We start from the raw sequence: 19,251 nt of genomic DNA, 5'->3' as shown, positions 1-19,251 counted from the left end.
CTTACCTGAGAGCGTCCAGGATTTCGACCGTCGCCGTCGAGCGGTTCAGCGTGTAGAAATGAATGCCGGGAGCGCCTCCGTCGAGCAGAGCCCGGCACTCGGAGATGGCATGCTCGACGCCGACGCGCCGCACCGCCTGGGCGTCGGCATGAACGGCCTCCAGGCGGGTCATCAAGCTGTCCGGAATGTGCGCCCCGCACATGGCCGTGAAGCGCTTCACCTGATTGACGTTGGTGATCGGCATGATGCCGGCCAAGATTGGCACCGTCACGCCGATGGCGCGAGCGCGCTCGACGAACGCAAAGTAGTCGCGCGCGTCGAAAAAGAGCTGGGTCACCAGGAACTCTGCGCCAGCATCGACCTTCTTCTTGAGGTTCTCGAGATCGAGCTCCGGGCTCGGCGCCTCCGGATGTTTCTCCGGGTAGCAAGCCCCAGCCAGACAGAAATCGTAGTCACGTCGGATGAATTCGACGAGCTCCGATGCGTGGGCGAAGCCGCCCTCCGTGACCACGAAGTCCTTCTGCCCCTGCGGCGGATCGCCGCGCAGCGCGAGCACGTTCTCCACCCCGCCAGCCCGCAGCTGATCGAGCACACCGCGAACCTCGTCCTGCGTTGCGCCGACGCAGGTGAGATGTGCCATGCACTCGATGCCCGTCTCCCGCTCGATGCGCAGCGTCAGCTCTACGGTCAGGCGGCGCGTTCCACCTCCGGCCCCGTAGGTGACCGAGACGAAATTGGGGGCGTAGGGCGCCAAGTGCGCCACGGTCTCGAACAGGAGTTCCTTGCCCTCCTCGCCCTTTGGAGGGAAGAACTCGAACGAGAACGACGGCTTTTTTGACGCCAGCTTCTCGATGATCTTCATACGGCGAAGCTGCCGGTCTAGCAGGCCGGAGACCCGAGTACCAGGGAGCCAGACGAGACATGCTGATTCACGTAGTCGCTGTGGCCGGGACGGGCATGGGCGCCTTGGCGGGTTTGCTCCGAGAGCTGGGGCACGACGTCTCCGGGAGCGACGTCGCCTTCGATCCACCAATGGGCCCAGCCCTCGATGCTTGGGGTGTGCGCAAGCTGGCCGGCTTTGACGAAAAGAACCTGATACCCCGCCCCGACCTGGTGGTGATCGGCAACGTCTGCCGCCGCGAGAACCCGGAGGCCGTGGCGGCGATGCGGGATGGCCTGCGCTACACCCACATCGCCGGGGCTTTGCAAGAGTTCGTGCTCGCCAAGACCTCGCCGCTCGTGGTTGGGGGCACCCACGGCAAGACCACGACCAGCGCCATGGCCGCGTGTCTGCTCGATGGAGTCGGGCGGGCACCGGGATTTCTGATCGGTGGGCTGCCCAAGAACTTCCCCCAGAGCTTCCGGGCCGCGCCCGCCCGCAGCACGCTGCCGACGGCGGGCGCGCTTCGCAAGGTGCCATTCGTGATCGAGGGCGACGAGTACGACACTGCGTTCTTCGAGAAGACGGCGAAGTTTCTCCACTACCAGGCCGAGGTCGCGATCGTCACCAGCATCGAGCACGATCACATCGACATTTATCCGACGCTCGCCTCGTACCTGGATGCGTTCCAGAAGTTCGTGAAGAACGTGCCCGAGTCAGGGCTCGTCGTCGCCTGCTGTTCCGACCCGCTGGTGGTCGAAGTGGTGCGTGAGTCGGCGCGCGCACCCGTTGCCTGGTACGCGCTGGAGGGGGAAGACACGCACGGCGTCTCGCCCCACTGGTTGGCCGCACCGGCACAAATGACGGCCGAAGGCACCAGCTTCGACCTGTTTGCTGGTGGCGTCGCCGCCGGGCGTTTTGCGCTGCGTGTTCCCGGTCGCCACAACCTGAAGAACGCGCTGGCTGCCCTGGCTGCTGCGGCGCAGGGTTACGGTGCCAAGTTGCCAGAGTTGTCGCGCGCCCTGGCCAACTTCGCGGGCGTGCGTCGCCGGCAAGACCTTCTGGGCGAGCCGGGTGGCGTGTTCGTATACGACGACTTTGCTCACCACCCCACCGCGGTGCGCGAAACACTGGCGGCGCTCAAACAGAGACACACGACCGGGCGCCTGTTCGTGGTGTTCGAGCCGCGCAGCGCCACCGCATGCCGCAACTTGCACCAAGCCGAGTACGTGAAGTGTTTCGACGTCGCTCACGAGGTGCACTTCGCGCCTCTGGGTCGGGACAACCTGTCACCGGACGAACGCCTCGACACTGCGCGTCTGGCGGAGGAAATCACGAGTCGCGGACCGAAGGCCGAGTCCCATCAGTCTCTCGACAGCATCGTGAGTGCGCTGACTGAGCGCACGAGCGCCGGCGACATCGTGGCGCTGCTCTCGAACGGCTCGTTCGGCGGGATTCACGCGCGGCTGCTCGCTGCGCTGACACGCTGAACTGTGGAGGCACTGGGGCTCGACCGACACTCTCGGGTTGCCCGATCGGCTCCGAGCGACTAACGGAGCCGGATGCCCGGCCGCCTCTCGACGCTGACGCTCGCCTTCGCGGTGCTCATGGCGTCGCGCGGTGCGCTGGCGACGCCCCTCGAGCACGACGAGCAGAAGTACTCGGCCTGGCAGTCCAAGAAGTACAGTTTTTACGCCTCCAGCGCCAGCGACGCGGGCTTCGTCTACGCCCGGCCTCAGCTCACGATTGGTTACGGCGCGCCGTTCTGGGTGTTCTCGGGCTTCGACGGCTATCTGCTCTCGACCAACGGTTTTGCAGCGGCGTACGCGGGTTGGCGCGCGAGCCTCCCCTTCCTGGATTTCCAGATCGGCCACCGCTGGAACTACCCGTTCAATCGTCGCTACCTGCCGCGCAAGGACAGGTACCACGCGCGCGATCTGGACCTGAACGGCTCCGACCAGCGCTCGACCTACGGGGTCACAGAGATGGAGCTGACGGTGCTCGCGCCGGTGCTGCACGGTGCGACGTTTCTGGAGCTGCACCCGATGTGGTTCAGCGCTCCGGACGGCAAGCTCGTCTTCGAAGAGGTCATGCGCGTCCCGGTGGTGCCGCCCTTCGCGATGCGGACTCGCCTGGGATATGTCTACGGAGTGGGGCCGTCCCAGGACGCCAAGTTCGGCGTGATGGTCGAGTATCTCGTGACCCCCGGCCGCCCGCAGAACACGACACGGTTTGGGCCGCTGGCGCTGGTCTCGTTCACCAAGAATTTCGAGGGGCTGTTCACCACGACCGTGGTCGTGTCGGGGCCCGACGCCCTGGGGCTCTACGCCGGCACGTACGGATTCCTCGGTGTGCGCTACCGCTGGGCGCAGCGCTTCTGAAACCCGACGCGCGTCTGGGCCCCGGATGCTCAGGCCCCTCTAGACAGAGCGCCGAACAGGTTGAACGTCGTTTGTTTTCAGCGACTTGCAATGTGTTCGGCGCTCGCGCGCGGAGCGCCCACGGCCGAAGGCCGGGGGTTTGGGGCGCAGCCCCAACGTAAGTGTCCTAGAACACGAGCAGCGCAAGCTGATCAGTGTTCTAGGCCCGTTGCGTGCGGGCTTGACGCGAGGGTACGCCGCGTGGTTGTTTATTACAGAATGAACGTTCTGGAAAGGCCGGCTCGGGCCCGCGGTCGCCCACCGAAGGGCGACAAACCCCGGCAAATCCTGGATGCGGCCCTGCATCTGTTCGCTGAGCGGGGGTACCACGGGGTTGCCATCCCGGAGCTCGCGCGGGCAGCCGGCGTCGGCACCGGCACAATCTATCACTACTTCGAAAACAAGGAGCGCCTCGTCAACGCGGTGTTTCGCGATGCAAAACGACGCTTGCAAGGCGCGCTCTACGCCGGTCTCGAGCTGGACGGCGGGCCGCGCAGCACGTTCCTGGAGATCTGGCGGAGGCTGGCGCGTTTTGCCCGCACCGATCCGGTGACGTTCCAGTTTCTCGAGATGCAAGACCACGTGCCGTACCTCGACGACGAGAGCCGCGCGCTCGAGCGCGACGTGCTCGAGCCCCTGTGGTTCGCCGGGCAAGCCTTCGGAAAGTCAAAGCGGAAGTCAGCGCTGCCCGCCGCGACCTTGATGGCGCTGGTGTGGGGTGCGCTCGTCGGAGTGGTGAAGGCCGAGCGCCTCGGCTACCTCGCGGTCGAGAACGACACGCTCGCGCGCGCGGGGGAGGCGGCGTGGGCGATGGTGGCATCAGGCGCCGGACTCGACGATGCGGTCGCGAAGACCCCGCAACCAAGACACACGAAACGATGAGGAGGAATGACCATGCAACAAACAGTCGAAACCAACACGCGAGACAGCCGGCCCCGTCTGACGCTGGACGACCTAGCGGCAAAGTCCTGCGCCGAGCTCGAGACACTGTATCGGCGCGGCAGCCTGCCGGCATCGCTGTCGGCGGTCGACGGCGCGCTCACGGGTCGCATGCTCGCCGTGCGCGGGCTCGGCAGTGGGCGTCTGGCTCGTGGGCTCAGGAGCTTTGCGCGCTCTCGGGCCTTCGTCTGGGGTGGCAAGTCGTTCAGCGCCGAGAGCGAGCGCCGCGGCACCGGGATCAACCGCGTCATTGCGCCGGGTGTGCTGGGAAGGCAGAACCTCTTTCCCTTCGATACCCTGTTTGCCAAGTCCGAAATCGACGCTCAGCCGGCCATCGTGCTCGACTACGACAAACCCGAGAATCCCCCGTACATCCGCGCCATCCACGACGAGATCCGCGAGGTCGCGCCGGGCGTGTATCTGGGCCCTGCCATGTGGAAGACGGCGAACGGGCCCCGCACGCTGCTCTGGTTCGCCCTCGACACGGGTAAACGATGAGCCGAACCCTCGCCGAGGCGCCGCATGTGATGGTGACCGGGACCTCCGGCGCCATCGGTGGAGGCCTGGTGCGCGAGCTCGTCGCGCGGCGACCCGACGCGCGGGTCACGCTGGTCGATCGCAGCGAGGCCGCGTCGCGGGCGCTCGCAGACGACATCAGCAACGCTCGGGTCGAGGTCTGTGATCTCGCCGAGCTCGACGCCATTCCCGAGCTCGTCGCGCGCGCCGAGCGCGAGCTCGGTCCCATCGACGGCCTGATCAATTGCGCGGGTTACATGGAAGTCCGGCGCTTCGATCGGTTTGCATGGGAAGACGTGGAGCGGCTCATGACCGTGGATCTGCTGGCCCCGCTCCGGCTCTTTCACGCTGTCGTGCCGACGCTGCTCGAACGCCGCATCGGGTTTGTCGTCAACGTGACCAGCATGGCCGGGCGTGTGCCGATCCGCGGTTGTGCCATCTACGGCGCTGCCAAGGCCGGTCTGGCCATGGCCTCCGAGATCGCCCACGCGGAGCTCCGAGCGCAGGGTGTCCACGTCGTGACGGTGTACCCGGGCCCGGTTCGCTCCGCGCTCGAGCGGGGTGCCCGGGCGCAGTTCGGGAATACGGCCCTCGCGCGGGCCGTTCCAACCGGTCAGGCGCTCGCGCTCGCGCGTCGTGTGTTCGATGCGGTCGAGTCGAAGCGAGCGCGAGTGGTGTACCCGAGTCTGTATCGTGTGGGATTCGATGCCGTGGGATTGGCTTCGCGCCTGGCGCTCTCGTTGGGGCCTGACCCCGTCGCATGAGTCGGTTACGCTCGGCCGCGTGCAGCTGCGCGGCCTCTTGTTCGGTGCCCTGATCTGGGGCGCGTGCAGCGCGTGTGAGAAGAAGCCGTCGCCCACTGCGGATGCTCCGTCGCAGACAGCCAGCGTCGCCGCGAGCGCGGCGCCCGCCGCACACCCGAACGCATCCGCGGCGACGGACACCGTCTCGGCGGCCTCCGAGACTGCCTACGACGCCGGCCCGAGTGTGCTCGGCGCGTCCACGGTCGATGGGGCCGCGCTTCGAAAACGACACGTCGAGCGCCTGAAGACGGATCGCAGCGCGGTCAGCGTCCTCAGCGGCGGCGACGCCCTTTCGCTCGGCGAGGCCATCTGCGAGGCGGTGATGCCTAAACGGCCGAAGAGCACCCCCATCCTGCTCAAGCCGAATCTGTGCGGCTTCGATGGCATCGTCGATCCGGACAAACACAAGGGCGACGACGGGGTGGTGGGTCGCACGACGGACGTGGCGTTCACTCGCGGCGTGGTGCGCTGCCTGAAGAAGCGCGGGCACGACAAGATCACCATTGCCGAAGGCTGTGGCATCTCCCACCAGCACTGGCAGCGAGTGATCGCCATCACGGGCTACGAGAGCATGGCCAAGGAAGAGGGGGTTGCCTTGGTGGCCATGGACGACGACGGGGTGTTCGACGTCGAAGGGAACAAACCTGGTCTGCCGCTGGGCATCTCCGGAATTGGCGCGTCACGGGTGCCGACGCTGCTCATGCCCAAGGTGCTGGCCGAGCACCTGGACCATGGGCTGTTCGTGTCGCTGCCCAAGGTGAAGGCGCATCGATACTCGGTCACGTCCATGGCCATCAAGGGCATGCAGGGCACGGTCATGTACAGCGACGCGCGCCCTGCCTACAAACAGAAGGCGCGCTCGCATCGCGAGCTGAACGAGCAGCTCAAGGCGAAAAAGGCCGCGCGAGCGGCAGCAAAAGCCGATGCATCGCCACCGCCGCCGACCGACGCCAAGGCGGAGCGCGCCGCCTACGTTGCTTCGCTGGCCGCGTTCGCCGAGCGCATGCTCGACGTGCTGGAGATCTCCACGCCCGACGTCGTGTTGGCGGAGGCCGCACCCGGCATGGGCGGTGATGGTTTCTGGCAGCTCCATCCGACCGACGAGAAGGTCGCCATTGGCGGCACCAACCCGGTCAGTGTCGATCGCGTCGGCGCAGAGTTGCTCGGCCTGTGGGACAACGCGCGCCTGGGGAGCGAGCTGCTCGGCAACAAGACCTCCCCGCTCATCACCATCGCAGCGAAGCGCTACGGGCTCGATCTCGCCCAGACCAAGCTCGAGGGCAGTGGTGCCGGGCTGTTCGGCAAACCTCGGCCGTTCCACTACCGCTCGATGGCGGGCTTCGAGCTGCATTCAGCGAACAGCCCGGCGTGGCAGCCGGTTGCTCCGCGTTTCGGAGCCTCGGCGCCCGCCTCGAGCGCAGCGCCGGCCGCTGCCGGCGCTCCCGCCTCGAGCTCCGGCTTGCCCGCGCCGACACCTGCGCCGCCAGCAGCCGGCCAGCGTGAAGCCCACGCCGTCGCGCTCGGGTCGGAGCGTGTGAAGCTCGATGGCAAGTTCGATGAGCCCGTGTGGACACGCGCGCCGAGCATCTCGTGGGACACGGACTGGTCCGGCGCCAGGACCGGCGTCGTCACTCGCGTGCGCTTCGCCTGGGCGAAGGACGCCCTCTACGTCTTGTTCGAGCTCGAGGGAGCGGGGCTGTTCGTGGACCGCACGCGCTCGACCCAGATCGAGCGCGAGAAGCTCTACCAAGAGGACTGCGTCGAGCTCTTTCTCGGACATGACGCCAGCAACCCACGCCACTATCTGGAGGTGGAGCTGGGACCGTTCGGCCACTTCTTCGATCTCGAGGTGCGGCTCGGCGGTGCGGCGAACCTCGGTTGGTCCAGCGGCGTCGGCCTGGGCACCAGCCGGGACGCGAGCGCTCAGCGCGCTGTGATCGAAGCCAAGCTCAGCGCTCCGGAGATCATCGGTGTGCTCTCGTCCGGCGCACGTTTGCCGCTCGGGCTCTATCGGATGGAAGGCTCGGGGCAGCGTAAGTACCTGGCGTGGAGTCCGACGTTGACGAAGAAACCGAACTTCCATGTGCCCGACAAGTTCGGGGTGCTCGTCGTCGACTGACGCGCGGCTGGGTTCGTTCGCTCCGGTGCTTACAGAGTACTCTCCGGCATCGCCTCTTCGCGCTCGCGCTCTGCGTCGAGCCGGTGTCGCCACAACGCAAACGCCACACTCGGTGGCATGAACACACCCACGAGGGAGAAGACCACCGGAGACGCGCTCGGCACGGCCAGGCAGTAGACGGCGCCGCCGAGCAGGCCGAGCGCCAGTGGCCCGAGCCATGGCAGCACCAATACCGCTCCGGCCGCCGCCACCGTTGCGTACATCAACATCTCTTGAGCGAAGATCAGCGGCGCCGGCATGCGCAGCCAGACCCCGATGCTGCGGCTTGCCAGCATGGCCGCGCCACTGATCAGCATCAAACCGGTCAGACGTCGGCTGAACTGGTTCGCGAGCAAGCGTTTGCGCCAGAGCACGGTAGTCGCGACCATCACCGCGACGACCACCACACTGAATATGAACAGGCTCTCCGGTTTGATCTTGGCGGGGTTCGGCTGAGACAGCGCAAACACGGCGATCGCCACCGCCGCGCCGGACAGCGCGGCCAGACCACGGGTGCGCTCGTGGCCCGCGACACTGCTGTCTTGATCGTGAGCCAGCGCACGCAGGCGCTCGTCTTCGGCGCGCGTACGCGCCTGCGCTTTCCGCGCCAAGCGAACACGCTCTCGCAACGCCTCGGGCGGGGTGCCGAGCTCGGTGAGCAGTGCCTCGGCCACCTGCACGTGCCCCTGCCGGAGCTCGAGGTCGACCGCCTCCGCGACGGTTCGCATCAACCCCGCTCGCGCCGGAACATTGTCCGGCCACTCCTTGAGTGCCTGCGCAAATCCGAACCGACACTCGGTCACCAGTTGGTAGGCTCGTTTCAAGTCGTCTGGAGCCTCGTCGTCGTCGCTCTCCCGGAGCAGTGCCTCCAGGCGCGTCAGCCGCTCGTGCGCCTCGTCGGCCAGCGCGATCGAGGCTTGGTGACGCAGGAAATCGGCGATCGCTTGGCGAAACGCCGGCGCCGACGCCGGACGGTCGGCCGCGCTGCGACTCGTTGCGCGATTGCACAGCGCGGCCAGCTCCTCCGGGACCGTTGCGTCGTAGCTGTGTGGCTCGGAGCAGAACGCACTCATCAAGGCGTCCTGCAATTTTTCGCCGTCGTGGCGGAAACGCCCGGTGAGCACGTAGTGCAGGGTCGAGCCGAGCAGGTACACGTCCGTGTGCACACCGATTGGCCCGCCAGAGACCAGCTCCGGTGGCATGTAGGCGGGCGTGCCCACCAATCCGGCGCGCTCCGCAGCCCGCGGATCGTCGCTCCGCAGCGCGATGCCCCAGTCCACCAGATAGACCTCGCCGTAGTTCCCGAGCATCACGTTCTCGGGTTTGATGTCGCAGTGGATCACGCCGCGGTCGTGGGCGAAGTGCACTGCCTGACACACCTGCATCAAGACCTCGAGGTGAGTAGTCAAGCGGTCGCCGGGACGGCTGGCCCAGCCCGGGTGTGAGGCATCGGCGAGCAACGTGCGCCACTCGACGCCCTCGACACGTTTCATCACCAGCACCGGTGCGCCGCGGTCGTCGAGCCCGAGCGCGTGCACCGGCACGATGCCCGGATGTTCGAGCCGACCGGTGATCACGGCCTCGCGGAGCAACGCGCCCGCTGACGCTTCCCCGGTCGCACTCTTCCTCAGCGTCTTCAGCGCGACATCTCGGTCGAGGGAGCGTTGCCGTGCGGCGTGCACGACTCCCATGCCGCCCTCGCCGATGACACCGTGTACCTCGAGATCCGCGCGGTCCGGCGTTTGCGGGTTTGACGGCGGCATGGACTCGGTGGCGAATGACAGGGAGATGCGCGGGAGCTCATCCGGTTTGGGGCGTGTCCACGCCCGCGCGACCTCACCGGACTCCGATGCTCCGGGGCGCTGGGTCTGGTCGATCGAGCTCGCCAACGCCGTATCTGCCAGCCCGAGCTGGCTGGCTCGGACCTGGAAGGTTGCTCGGAGCTCGTCCCGCTCGGTCACTTCAGGAGCATCTTCGCATGCCAACTCGAGAGCGACGCTGCCAACCACGGGTTGGCGGGAAACCCGCGTAAATCCCTGAAATCTGGCGGCGTGGGTCTGGTGCGCCGTTTGCGAGGGAAGGGGTGTGGACCTCTGCTGTTTCGCCCGCTCCGCTGCCTCTCTCAAACTCCCGCTCGTCCTTCTGTGCCTCGCCGTTTGGGGCTGTGGACCCGTCAGCTCCGAGGCGCCCCGGAAAGCGCGCGCGGAGCTCTCGGGTGACTCGCCGCTGCTCGAGCACTTCCGCGGGGCGGAGCGGCAGACCGGAGTGCCGGCTGAGCTCCTGGCCACCATTGCCTACGCCCAGACCCAGCTGAGCATGAACCTCGCGGCCGGTGAGCTGGACCGCGACGACCACGAGCACACGGCGCGGGAGTGGGGACTGATGGCCATCGGTACCGGCGGGCTCACGTCTCCAGAGGCCGCCGCACTGCTGACCGGTGAGAGCCTCGAGAGCGTGAAGACGGACGCACGCGCGAACATCGTTGCCGCCGCTGCCTTGCTCCGAACGTCGGGACACGCCCAGGGTGTCGATGCCAAAGCTGATCTCGGGGCATGGACTCTGGTGGTGGAGTCATACGGCGGAATCGCGCTGCTCGAGCAGGTTCGCTCGCTGCTCGCATCGGGTTGGAAGGGCCACGACGACCAAGGTTTCGTGGTCGAGGTCTCGGGCATCGGCCTCGGCGGCGATGAGCTCGGCTCCGTGCAGCAAGGCCTCGGTTATCCAGGATCGATCTGGAGCCCGGCTTACTCCGGCAACTACACCAATGCATCGCGGGGTGCGGCGCAGATCAACTACGTCATCATTCACACCACCCAGGGCAGCTACGCCGGCACCATCTCGTGGTTCAAGAACTCCACCTCGAACGTGTCGGCTCACTACGTGGTGCGCTCGAGCGACGGTCAGGTGACCCAGATGGTTGACGATGCCGACATCGCCTGGCACGACGGGTGTTTCAACAGCCAGACCATCGGCATCGAACACGAGGGTTTCGTCGCGGATCCGGGCAAGTGGTACACCGAAGCGATGTACAAGGCGTCGGCGAAGCTGACGCGCTGGTTGTGCGATCAGTACGGCATTCCGAAGGACCGCAAACACATCATGGGGCACGGCGAGGCGCCGGACTGCTCGGACCACACTGACCCCGGCAGCGGTTGGAACTGGACTCACTACATGGACCTGGTCGTGAACGGCGAGTGTGTGCCGAAGACCGAGGTGTGCAACGGCAAGGACGACAACTGCAACGGCAAGGTGGACGAGGGTGACGTTTGCAACAAACCCCCGAAGGGCCAGCTGGACGAGGTGAGCTGTGAGGCGCTACGAGGTTGGGCCCAAGATCCCGATGCGCTGACCAAGGCCATCGACGTGCATGTCTACTTCGGGGGTCCCGCCGGCTCCGGCGCCAAGGGGTACCCGCTCACTGCCGACATGAAGCGCGATGATCTCTGCACCGCGCTCGGCTCCTGCGCGCATGCGTTCGACATCGATCCCCCACTCTCGTTGTTCGACGGCAAACCCCACGCCGTACACGCCTACGGCATCGACAGCGCCGGCGGCGCGAACGCGCAGCTCGGAGGGAGCCCGAAGAGCATGACGTGCACCGCGACCATTCCGGACGGCGTGCGCCGACACGTGACGGATCCGGCCAGTCTCGGGGCCTGGAAGCTCGACCTGTTCTGGAGCGCCCTTCCGCTCTCTGACGCCCAGATCCAGACGCTGACCGAAGAGGCGGCGTGGCCCTCGACCCCGAAGCTGGTCCAGGCCGACGACGGTTCTCCGGAAGTGTGGCTGGTCGATGGCAATTGGCGGCGGCACGTGCCGGGGCCGGCGGCCATGGAGGCATGGGCGCTGTCGTTCGCGAGCGTGAAGAAGGTCCCGGCGACGGAGATCGAGGCGCTCTACCTGGGACCCAAGCTGAGGCAGCGACCCGTGATGGTGAAGGACAGCACCGGCAAGATCGATCTGATCGACGATCCCATGCCCAAACCCGGCGCAGCCGTCCGGGCGCCGACCCCGGACGAGCAGGGGTGGGGTGGTGGCGCCGGTGTCGGCAGCAATGGCCCGCCGAACACCAGCCACGGCTCCGACTCCGACGACGTCAGCGCCTCGTGCTCTGTCGGCACGGCGCCCCGGCCCCGCGGTGGTGCTGGTGCATGGGCCTTTGCGGCGCTCCTGGCGTTCCCCTTGGCCCGGCGCCGCTGCCGTTCCTGAGCACATTCCGAGTTCGACGCGGCAACGTGGAACCGCTACGCTCGGCGTCGTGCATCGCGCGAGCGCCAACCTCTTCGCCGCGGGCCTGCTGGGTCTCGTGCTGACTGCGCCGACCGTTGCGCACGCCGACTCGACCAAACAGGCCTGTGTCCAGGCCTACGTCGCTGCCCAGAAGCTGAGGAAGGCCGACAAACTGGAGGAGGCGCGAGACAAACTGGTGGTGTGCGCGGACGCGGCGTGTCCGGCGACCATCCGCAAGGACTGCACGCCCTGGCTGGCCGAGAACGAAAAAGATCAGCCCACGCTCGCGCTGTCGGCGCTCGACGTCTCGGGGCAGAAGACCAGCAGTGTGCGCGTGCTCGTCGATGGCAAGACGATCGGCGACCAGCTGCCGAACACCCCGCTGCGAGTCGACCCGGGCGCACACAAAGTCCGCTTCGAGGTCGAGGGGCTCGAGCCCATCGAGGTCGAGATCTCGGTTCAGAAAGGCGAGAAAGGCCGCGAGGTGCTGGCCGACTTCTCGTCGCAGAAAAAAGCGGCGGCGGCCGCCCCCGCTGCGGCGCCCGCCGAAGCGCCGGCCGACGACAAAACCAAACGCAAGACGCCGGTGCTGGTCTACGTGCTCGGTGGTGTCGGCGTCGTGGGTCTGGCGTCGTTTGCGTATTTCGGGAGCACGGGCAAGAGTGAAGAGAACGACCTCGCCGACACCTGCGCGCCCCGCTGTGACCCCGCTGACGTCGACGCGGCTCACCAGAAGATGTTGATCGCAGACATCTCCCTCGGCGTGTCGGCGGTTGCTTTCGGAGCTGCGGCGTACTTCCTGTTCAAGAAGCCCGCAAAGACCGAGAGTGCGACGCTGGTCGGCTTGAGTGCGATGCCCAGCGGCGGCAGCGCCTTCGTGCGCGGTGCGTTCTAGAAGCGAGCTCTCTGCGGCGGCCCGCTAGTGTCGTGAATCCGCAATTCGCAACCGAATTGCGGACCGCGCTCCGCGCGGCGCTGCTATCGCAGCGCGGACACTATCTTCCTCGAAAGGGCGCCGCGCGCCCCTCTCGCGCTTCGCGCGATTCACCCCGCGGAATTCGCTCCGCGAATTCGCTAGTGTGCCGAGGTCACATCTTGCCCGATTTGCGGACTCGGCACACTAGCCAAGGCTCACAAACACTCGGGCTTCGGGATGCGCGTGCCGTCCTTGTCCAGTGTGTAGGGCGGGTTGCAGCCGACCTTGGGCGTTGCCTGGGGCTTTGTCGTTGGGGTCGACGGTTTGGTAAGACTCGGCTTGGTGGCCGCGGGTGTCGGTTTGGCAACGGCGACACTGGGGTCGGCTTTGGGCTTCGCGAGCTCCGGCGCCGCGGGGTTTTCCTCTGCCGTCGCAATCGCGCTCGGAGGTGGCGAGGGTGACTCGATTGGGGTGGGCTCGCGCGGCTCGATCTTGGTCGGCGTAGACGCGGGAGTCGGTAACGCCTCCACACTCGGCCCCTCATCCGGGCGGCTCGAGGCGCGCCGGATCGCGACGAACCCGACAATCATCACGAGGAACGCCAGCAGGCCCGCCACCGCCCCGAGGCCAAGCATCAAGTTCCTGCGCGAGGCCAGCTGCGGCGGCAGCGTCGGCCCGCGCGTCATCGAGATGCTCGACAGGTTCGAGTTCCCCGAGGCCTCTTCGGCGGGGATTGGCGGAGCCTGCGGCATCAGCACCGTCGGGGCGACGGCGGGTGCGGAGGGAACTTCCAGGTTTGGTGACGACAGCGCGCGCGCCTCGGCGACTCCGAGCAGCCCTTCGACCGCCGAATGGCTCTCCAGCTCGCGTACCTGGTCGGCGCGCCGGGCCAGGGACTCCGCAGCGAGCTCCCGCACCCATCCGCCGAGCTCCCGCTGGGTGGGGCGTTCCCGCGCGAGCTTCTCGAGCTCTTCCGCCATGTCGAGCGCCGTCGCGTAACGGTCGTCGGGGTTCTTGGCCAGGCCACGCAGCACCAACGCATCGAGATCCGGGGGGATCTTCGGATCGACGCTGCTCGGCGCGCTGACCTCGGCGTTCATGACCTTGCCAAAGGTTGCGCCCTCGTTCTCGGATTGAAACAAGCGTTTGCCGGTCAACAGCTCCCAGAGCACGATGCTCGCCGCGAACACGTCCGTGCGGCGATCGACGGCGTCGCCCCGTAGCTGCTCCGGCGCCATGTACGAGAGTTTGCCCTTGAGCTGTCCGTCCCGCGTGGTCTGCAGGCGCCCCACCGCCTTGGCAACGCCGAAGTCCACGACGCGCGCGTTGCCGTCGATGTCGACGAGGATGTTTTGCGGCGAAATGTCCCGGTGAACGATCCCGAGCGGCTCGCCGCGCTCCCCCTTCGCTTCGTGCGCGCCGTGTAGGCCGTAGAGCACGTTGGTCATGATCGAGATCGAGTTCTTGAGCGGGATCCAATCGCCGCGCCCGCGGGCCGCGCGGATCAGACGCGCGAGCGACTCACCTTCGACGTAGTCCATGACGATGAAGAGCTCACCGTCGAGGGCCACGACGTCGAGGGTCGACACGACGTTCGGATGGCGAATGCGTGCGGCGACCCGGGCTTCGTCGAGGAACATGCTGACGAACTCGGGATCTTTGGCGAACTGCGCGTGCAGTCGCTTCACCGCCACGGTTCGGGAGAAACCCGCCGGCCCGAGCAGGCGCCCGAGGTGCACCGTCGCCATGCCGCCCGCAGCGATCTCCTGGTGGAGCGCATAACGCCCGATGATGCTGATCGGCTCGACGCTGGGGGTGCCCGTCACGACTGCCCTCGAACCGGGAAGGGTATCATGCGGGGCGAGGTGGGCCGAGTTCGGGCCGAAAATCAGCCAAGATCGGCGACTCCAAGCGGAGAGCAGGGCTCAAGAGCTGTCCAAGAATTGAACAGCTCTTTCACTTTGTCATCGGGGAGGCACGCGCCTCCCCGCCCCAACGAAGTGAATTCGTTGGGGCCCCACCCCACGCGGGCCGGCCTCGCCGGCTGGCGCCAGGCCAATTTTTGGACACCTCTTTACTTGGGGACGCGTTTGAGGCCGCTGCTGTCGGACCAGTACACGTGGGTAGAATCCACCCGCAGGCACGTGACGGTCGGGAGGTTGGCGGCCAACTTGATCGCGGTTCCCGCCCCGGTCTTGTCCTTGCGCCAGAGATCGGCGCTGGAGCCGGTCGAGGCCCAGTACACGTCCGTCTCGCCAACAATGAGTGCGTTCGCGTTGGGGCTGTTCGTTGCGACGTCTTGCACGCTGCCGACGGCCGGTGGTTTCGGTTTCCTGCGTACGGCGCCGTCGGTCACGTTGGTCCAGTAGACGTGCGTTGGGTCCGTTTCGACGTAGGACGGCTCGCCCTGACCGGTCGCGAAGGTCGTGACGTTGTTGCCGTTCAAGTAGCGCACCAGACCTGCCGCGGGCACCGTCCAAACCACGACCTGGCCATCTGCGCGGACCGTGCGTCCGCCGGGCGTGGGATCGATGACGGTAGTTACGCCCCCACCGCTCGGGATTCGGCCGAGGGCGGGGCCCGTGGCGCCCTGGACGACCCAGATGTCACCGCTGAAGTAGTCGAGGAATGTAACCTGTGTGTTGCTCGAGAGCTGGTTCGCCGCGCCGCCGCCCGTGCTGACTCTGAAGAGACCGTTCGTCTGATTGGAGAAGTACGTTTGAGCCCCCGCCGCGTCGAGCCACGAAGCTGGCTGCGCCGTCGTGAGTGTCGTGACGGCGAACCCACTCTTGGCGACGCGGAACACTCCCCCCGGATTGCGCCCGAAGACGAAGAAGGTACCGGTGGCTTCGTCGTCGAACGACGTGACGCCCGCCGCAGTCACCACCTTCTCTGGATCGCAGAAGCCCCCGATGCACTGGGTGGTGCCGCAGCTGCGCCCGCACACGCCGCAGTTCTGGGCGCTGGTGTTCAGGTTCGTCTCACACGTGCCGTTCTTGTCACAGTCCGCCGTGCCGACCCCGCAGTTGTAGGTGCAAGCGTTCGCCGTGCAGCCGGGTTGTGTTCCAGCCGGTGCGCCCACGGCGCAGTCCTTGGCGCACGAGCCGCAGTGTTTGGGATCCGTAGCCAGCTGGACCTCACACCCGTCGCCCACGGCCCCGTTGCAGTTGCTGAACCCACCTGCACAGGTGACGGCACACCCGCTTGGACCGCAGGTCGCGGTGACCACGTTGGCGCCGCCCGAGCAACTGTCGCCGCACGCCTTGCAGTTGCTCGTCGTCCCGAGGCTGGTCTCGCAACCGTTGGCCGGAAGCCCGTCGCAGTCCGCGAAACCTGCCTTGCAGGTCGTCACGGTGCACTTGCCGCCGCTACAGCCCGCGTTTGCGTTGGGCAGGTTGCAGGGATTGTTGCAGAACCCGCAGTGGGTGACCGACGTGTCGGTGTTGGTTTCGCAGTCCGCTGGGTTGGCGTCGCAGTTGGCGGTAGGCGGCGTGCAGTTCGAGACGATGCATTTGCCCGCCTGGCACACCTGGTTGGCGGAGCACTTCGTCCCACACGTTCCACAATTAGCCGGGTCTGTCTGAGCGTTCGATTCACAACCGGTGTCCGACAGCTTGTCGCAATCGTCGAAACCCGGGCTGCATTTCGTCAACGCGCAGGTGCCCGAGGTACAGCTGGCCGTGGCGTTGGCCAGCGCACAGGCTGCGCCGCACGAGCCGCAGTTCACGCTGGTGTTGAGCGGAGTCTCGCAACCGTTGCTCGGGATGCCGTCGCAGTTCTCGAAACCCGAGCTGCACTCGTCGATCTGGCAGCCGAGCGCACACGTCGCTGTTGCGTTGGCGATGACGCACTTCTGCCCGCAGAACTGGCAGTGATCGACGGACGTCGTGGTGTTCGTCTCACACGTCCCGTCGCCGTCACAGTCCGCCATCGGCGCCGTACAGTTCGATACGCCGCAGACTCCGTCGACGCAGGTCGGGGAATTGCCATCGGCACCCGTGCAGACGGTCTTGCACGTGCCGCAGTTGTTCGGGTCCTTCGCGACTTGCGCCTCACAGCCGTTGGCCGCCAGCCCGTCGCAGTCCGCGAAGCCCTTCTCACAAGCGCCGGCGCCCCCGCTGCCGCCGCCGTCTCCGCTCGAGCCGCCACTGCCACCGGCGCTGCCGCCGTCGTCGCCAAACTTGCCCGAGAGCTCGGCGTCGTCGCGAGCGCCGAGGGTGCAAGCTCCCGCCACCAAGCCGAGGGCCATCAAGCTTCTGAGCAGTCTGAGTCGCATCGATTCGCCTGGGGGGATCAGCGCCAGACTAGCAGTGTCGGGGGCGGAGGGTCAGCTGCGACATGTGCTCCACGGTCGCACCCGCCCGTTCACTGCGACGTCGGGTGGCCGCGTTCACGCGTTGGGGCATCCCGTGCGGGTTTTTGGGCCAACCCGATCTGGTATGGATGGTGCTGAATGCAGCGCACCATGCAGCGATATCTCCCTGCGCTCTCGTTCCTGTTGTTCTCGACGGCCGCGGGAGCCCAGCTTCCGGAGGGAGCTCCGCCACAACCGGGAGCTACCCCCGCAGCTCCGCCCCCCGCGGCGCCGCAGCCCGCTCCGGCCGCGGCAGCTCAGCCCGGTGTGGGCACCGCCGCGCAGCCCGCGCCCGCCCCGATGAGCGCGCCCCCTGCGGCGACCCCAACAGCCAAGTCCACTCGCGAGCCCGTCGAGCTCCACCTTTTGCTCGGCTTCGGCAGCGCGGTTTGCGACAACAAAAAGCCCGACAGCGACTGCCCCGTGGATGGCGGCGCAGCCTTTGGGCTGGGCGGCGGCTGGCGCTTCCACGATCACTTCTCGGTTGGGCTCGAGCTTGCGGCGTGGAGCTTCAAGGTCCGCGACTCGTGGAAGGGGCAGCTCCAGGACGAAGCGTCGGACGTGAGCTTCGGCTCGAGCTACATCGCGCCGTTCGTCCGCTGGTATTGGTTCGAGCCTGGAACCACCAACGCCTACCTCCAGGCCGGCATTGGTTTTGGCAGCGTGACCGCCGAGGCATCGAACAAGTCAGGGACCTACCGCTACTCCGCCAGCGGCATCGTCTACCCGTTGGCGATCGGCGTCGAATGGCAGGTGTCGAAGCTCTTCCGGTTGGGGCCGCAGTTCGGCGCGTACCTGCACGTCTCGAACAAGATCTGTGAAGAGCAAGGCGGCAGCGAAAAGTGTCACGACCCCGGGAAAAATCCGGACGGCGACCGCGAGGGTGTGGCCCTGCCCTGGCGCCTGGTTGCCGTCGGAACCTTCACTTTCGGGAGCTGAAGCGTGCGCGATCGTGGACCTAACGCCACAGCTGGGTCATTCTCTCAGGTAGCGTAACCCCGAGCGCGGAGTCGATCATGCTTCAGCGAACCCTTGTACTTTCTGGCTTCTTTCTGCTCATCGCGGGCTGCGGTGGCAGCAACGAAGGCGACCTGTTTGGCTCGGGGGGCGCAAGCACCGGGGGCTATTCTGGAGGCGGAGGTTCGAGCGGTGCTGGTGGCTCGACGAGCGGCGGAGGCAGCTCCGGCGGCGGTGGCCAGAGCGGGGGCGGTGGCACGACCAGCGGAGGTGGCGCACCGAGTGGCGGCGGGGCGCCCGCGGGCGGTGGCCAGAGTGGCGACGGCGGCGCACCGGCGGGCGGCGGACCCAGTGGCGGTGGCGCACCCAGTGGCGGTGGCGCACCCAGCGGCGGTGGCGCACCCAGTGGCGGTGGCGGACCCAGTGGTGGCGGCGCACCGAGCGGTGGCGGAACAGGCGGTACCGGCGCCGTTTCGGGGGGGGGCGGAACCGGGGGCGCTCCAGGGGTGAGCTCTTGCAAAGGTCATTGTGGCAGCGGAGATCCCGTCGCACCTGCGAACTGCTTCTGCGACACAGCTTGCACGAGCAGCAACGACTGCTGCGCGGACTACGGTCCGGTGTGCAACCCGTCATCGGGTCCGAACGTCGTGAAGTGCGGCGGTGGAACCTGCAACGTGCCGAGCAATTTCTGCTGCATCCAACTCACGACGGGTGGGGGGACGTATCCTCACTGCGAGGCTGCCAACACGTCGTGTTATGGGCCCGACGTCTATTGCGACGGCCCGGAAGATTGCACCGGTGGCCAGGTCTGCTGCAGCACCGAGACAACCGGCAGCTTCGTCAGCAAGTGTTCGGCCGCGAACCAATGCAATGGCGGTAACCAGACGGTACTGTGCGGGAACAGTCCGAAGGCGTGTGACGTCGGGGAGTTCTGCGCACCGTACGACCGCGCCAAACAGTATAACGCTTGCCAATGACCGCAGCCGCTCCGTCGGGAGCTGCCGGGAGTGCAGCGCCCCAGGGTGGCGGCCGTACTTCCGACGTTTTGGCCCGAATTCCCTCTCGTACGGCCCTCCGC

14 protein-coding genes are annotated in these 19,251 nt (G+C 66.9%); 10 read left to right on the top strand and 4 right to left on the bottom strand.

Features of this window, described 5'->3' with window-relative positions; genetic code table 11:
• Position 1: 1 nt before the first annotated feature.
• Positions 2-862, bottom strand: a complete 861-nt coding sequence (gene metF / locus IPI67_31735) for a methylenetetrahydrofolate reductase [NAD(P)H] (protein ID MBK7584747.1) — start codon at positions 860-862, stop codon at positions 2-4.
• A 59-nt stretch (positions 863-921) separates the two neighbouring features.
• On the opposite strand from metF, the gene IPI67_31730 reads away from it, so the two are divergent.
• From IPI67_31730 to IPI67_31705, 6 genes are all read left to right on the top strand, one after another.
• Positions 922-2,370 (top strand): UDP-N-acetylmuramate:L-alanyl-gamma-D-glutamyl-meso-diaminopimelate ligase, encoded by a 1,449-nt coding sequence (locus IPI67_31730; GenBank protein MBK7584746.1) that lies wholly within the window; start codon positions 922-924, stop codon positions 2,368-2,370.
• A 72-nt stretch (positions 2,371-2,442) separates the two neighbouring features.
• Positions 2,443-3,261: a hypothetical protein gene (locus IPI67_31725; GenBank protein MBK7584745.1), complete on the top strand. Its 819-nt coding sequence runs from the start codon at positions 2,443-2,445 to the stop codon at positions 3,259-3,261.
• Positions 3,262-3,519: 258 nt separating this feature from the next.
• A complete protein-coding gene (locus IPI67_31720; GenBank protein MBK7584744.1) occupies positions 3,520-4,182 on the top strand; it encodes a TetR/AcrR family transcriptional regulator in 663 nt (220 codons plus the stop codon).
• A gap of 12 nt (positions 4,183-4,194) precedes the next feature.
• Positions 4,195-4,737, top strand: a complete 543-nt coding sequence (locus tag IPI67_31715) for a hypothetical protein (protein ID MBK7584743.1) — start codon at positions 4,195-4,197, stop codon at positions 4,735-4,737.
• Complete coding sequence (locus tag IPI67_31710; protein MBK7584742.1) at positions 4,734-5,519, top strand: SDR family NAD(P)-dependent oxidoreductase; 786 nt, start codon at positions 4,734-4,736, stop codon at positions 5,517-5,519. Before IPI67_31715 ends, IPI67_31710 begins: the two co-directional genes overlap by 4 nt.
• Positions 5,401-7,677, top strand: coding sequence for a DUF362 domain-containing protein (locus IPI67_31705; protein ID MBK7584741.1), 2,277 nt, complete (start codon positions 5,401-5,403; stop codon positions 7,675-7,677). The genes IPI67_31710 and IPI67_31705 overlap by 119 nt, the downstream gene beginning before the upstream one ends.
• A gap of 29 nt (positions 7,678-7,706) precedes the next feature.
• Here IPI67_31705 and IPI67_31700 read toward each other — a convergent pair whose 3' ends face one another.
• The gene (locus IPI67_31700) at positions 7,707-9,677 is read right to left on the bottom strand and encodes a serine/threonine protein kinase (GenBank protein ID MBK7584740.1); all 1,971 of its coding nucleotides are present in this window, start codon (positions 9,675-9,677) and stop codon (positions 7,707-7,709) included.
• A gap of 124 nt (positions 9,678-9,801) precedes the next feature.
• Between IPI67_31700 and IPI67_31695 the strand changes: the two genes are divergently transcribed.
• On the top strand, positions 9,802-11,925 hold the full coding sequence (locus IPI67_31695) for an N-acetylmuramoyl-L-alanine amidase (protein ID MBK7584739.1): 2,124 nt from the start codon (positions 9,802-9,804) through the stop codon (positions 11,923-11,925).
• 49 nt (positions 11,926-11,974) lie between these two features.
• Entirely contained in the window at positions 11,975-12,841 is an 867-nt protein-coding gene (locus IPI67_31690) for a PEGA domain-containing protein (protein ID MBK7584738.1), read from the top strand.
• A gap of 236 nt (positions 12,842-13,077) precedes the next feature.
• Here IPI67_31690 and IPI67_31685 read toward each other — a convergent pair whose 3' ends face one another.
• The gene (locus IPI67_31685) at positions 13,078-14,688 is read right to left on the bottom strand and encodes a protein kinase (protein ID MBK7584737.1); all 1,611 of its coding nucleotides are present in this window, start codon (positions 14,686-14,688) and stop codon (positions 13,078-13,080) included.
• A gap of 248 nt (positions 14,689-14,936) precedes the next feature.
• On the bottom strand, positions 14,937-17,138 hold the full coding sequence (locus IPI67_31680) for a hypothetical protein (GenBank protein ID MBK7584736.1): 2,202 nt from the start codon (positions 17,136-17,138) through the stop codon (positions 14,937-14,939).
• Between the two features lie 189 nt (positions 17,139-17,327).
• On the opposite strand from IPI67_31680, the gene IPI67_31675 reads away from it, so the two are divergent.
• Both IPI67_31675 and IPI67_31670 read left to right on the top strand, forming a co-directional pair.
• Entirely contained in the window at positions 17,328-18,155 is an 828-nt protein-coding gene (locus IPI67_31675; protein ID MBK7584735.1) for a hypothetical protein, read from the top strand.
• Between the two features lie 77 nt (positions 18,156-18,232).
• Positions 18,233-19,150 carry a hypothetical protein gene (locus IPI67_31670; GenBank protein ID MBK7584734.1) on the top strand — a complete coding sequence of 306 codons (918 nt, stop codon included), beginning with the start codon at positions 18,233-18,235 and terminating at the stop codon, positions 19,148-19,150.
• Positions 19,151-19,251: the final 101 nt, after the last annotated feature.

The sequence above is a fragment of the Myxococcales bacterium genome (assembly GCA_016706225.1).
Lineage (GTDB): Bacteria > Myxococcota_A > Polyangia > Polyangiales > Polyangiaceae > JADJKB01.
This window is presented reverse-complemented; position numbering and strand designations above follow the sequence as displayed.

Excerpts from the sequence above, each read along its gene's own strand:
- IPI67_31670 (MBK7584734.1), top strand. The coding sequence starts at position 18,233 with ATGCTTCAGCGAACCCTTGTACTTTCTGGCTTCTTTCTGCTCATCGCG.
- IPI67_31730 (MBK7584746.1), top strand. The coding sequence starts at position 922 with ATGCTGATTCACGTAGTCGCTGTGGCCGGGACGGGCATGGGCGCCTTG.
- metF (MBK7584747.1), bottom strand. The coding sequence starts at position 862 with ATGAAGATCATCGAGAAGCTGGCGTCAAAAAAGCCGTCGTTCTCGTTC.
- IPI67_31710 (MBK7584742.1), top strand. The coding sequence starts at position 4,734 with ATGAGCCGAACCCTCGCCGAGGCGCCGCATGTGATGGTGACCGGGACC.
- IPI67_31725 (MBK7584745.1), top strand. The coding sequence starts at position 2,443 with ATGCCCGGCCGCCTCTCGACGCTGACGCTCGCCTTCGCGGTGCTCATG.
- IPI67_31705 (MBK7584741.1), top strand. The coding sequence starts at position 5,401 with ATGCGGTCGAGTCGAAGCGAGCGCGAGTGGTGTACCCGAGTCTGTATC.
- IPI67_31720 (MBK7584744.1), top strand. The coding sequence starts at position 3,520 with ATGAACGTTCTGGAAAGGCCGGCTCGGGCCCGCGGTCGCCCACCGAAG.
- IPI67_31715 (MBK7584743.1), top strand. The coding sequence starts at position 4,195 with ATGCAACAAACAGTCGAAACCAACACGCGAGACAGCCGGCCCCGTCTG.
- IPI67_31675 (MBK7584735.1), top strand. The coding sequence starts at position 17,328 with ATGCAGCGATATCTCCCTGCGCTCTCGTTCCTGTTGTTCTCGACGGCC.
- IPI67_31680 (MBK7584736.1), bottom strand. The coding sequence starts at position 17,138 with ATGCGACTCAGACTGCTCAGAAGCTTGATGGCCCTCGGCTTGGTGGCG.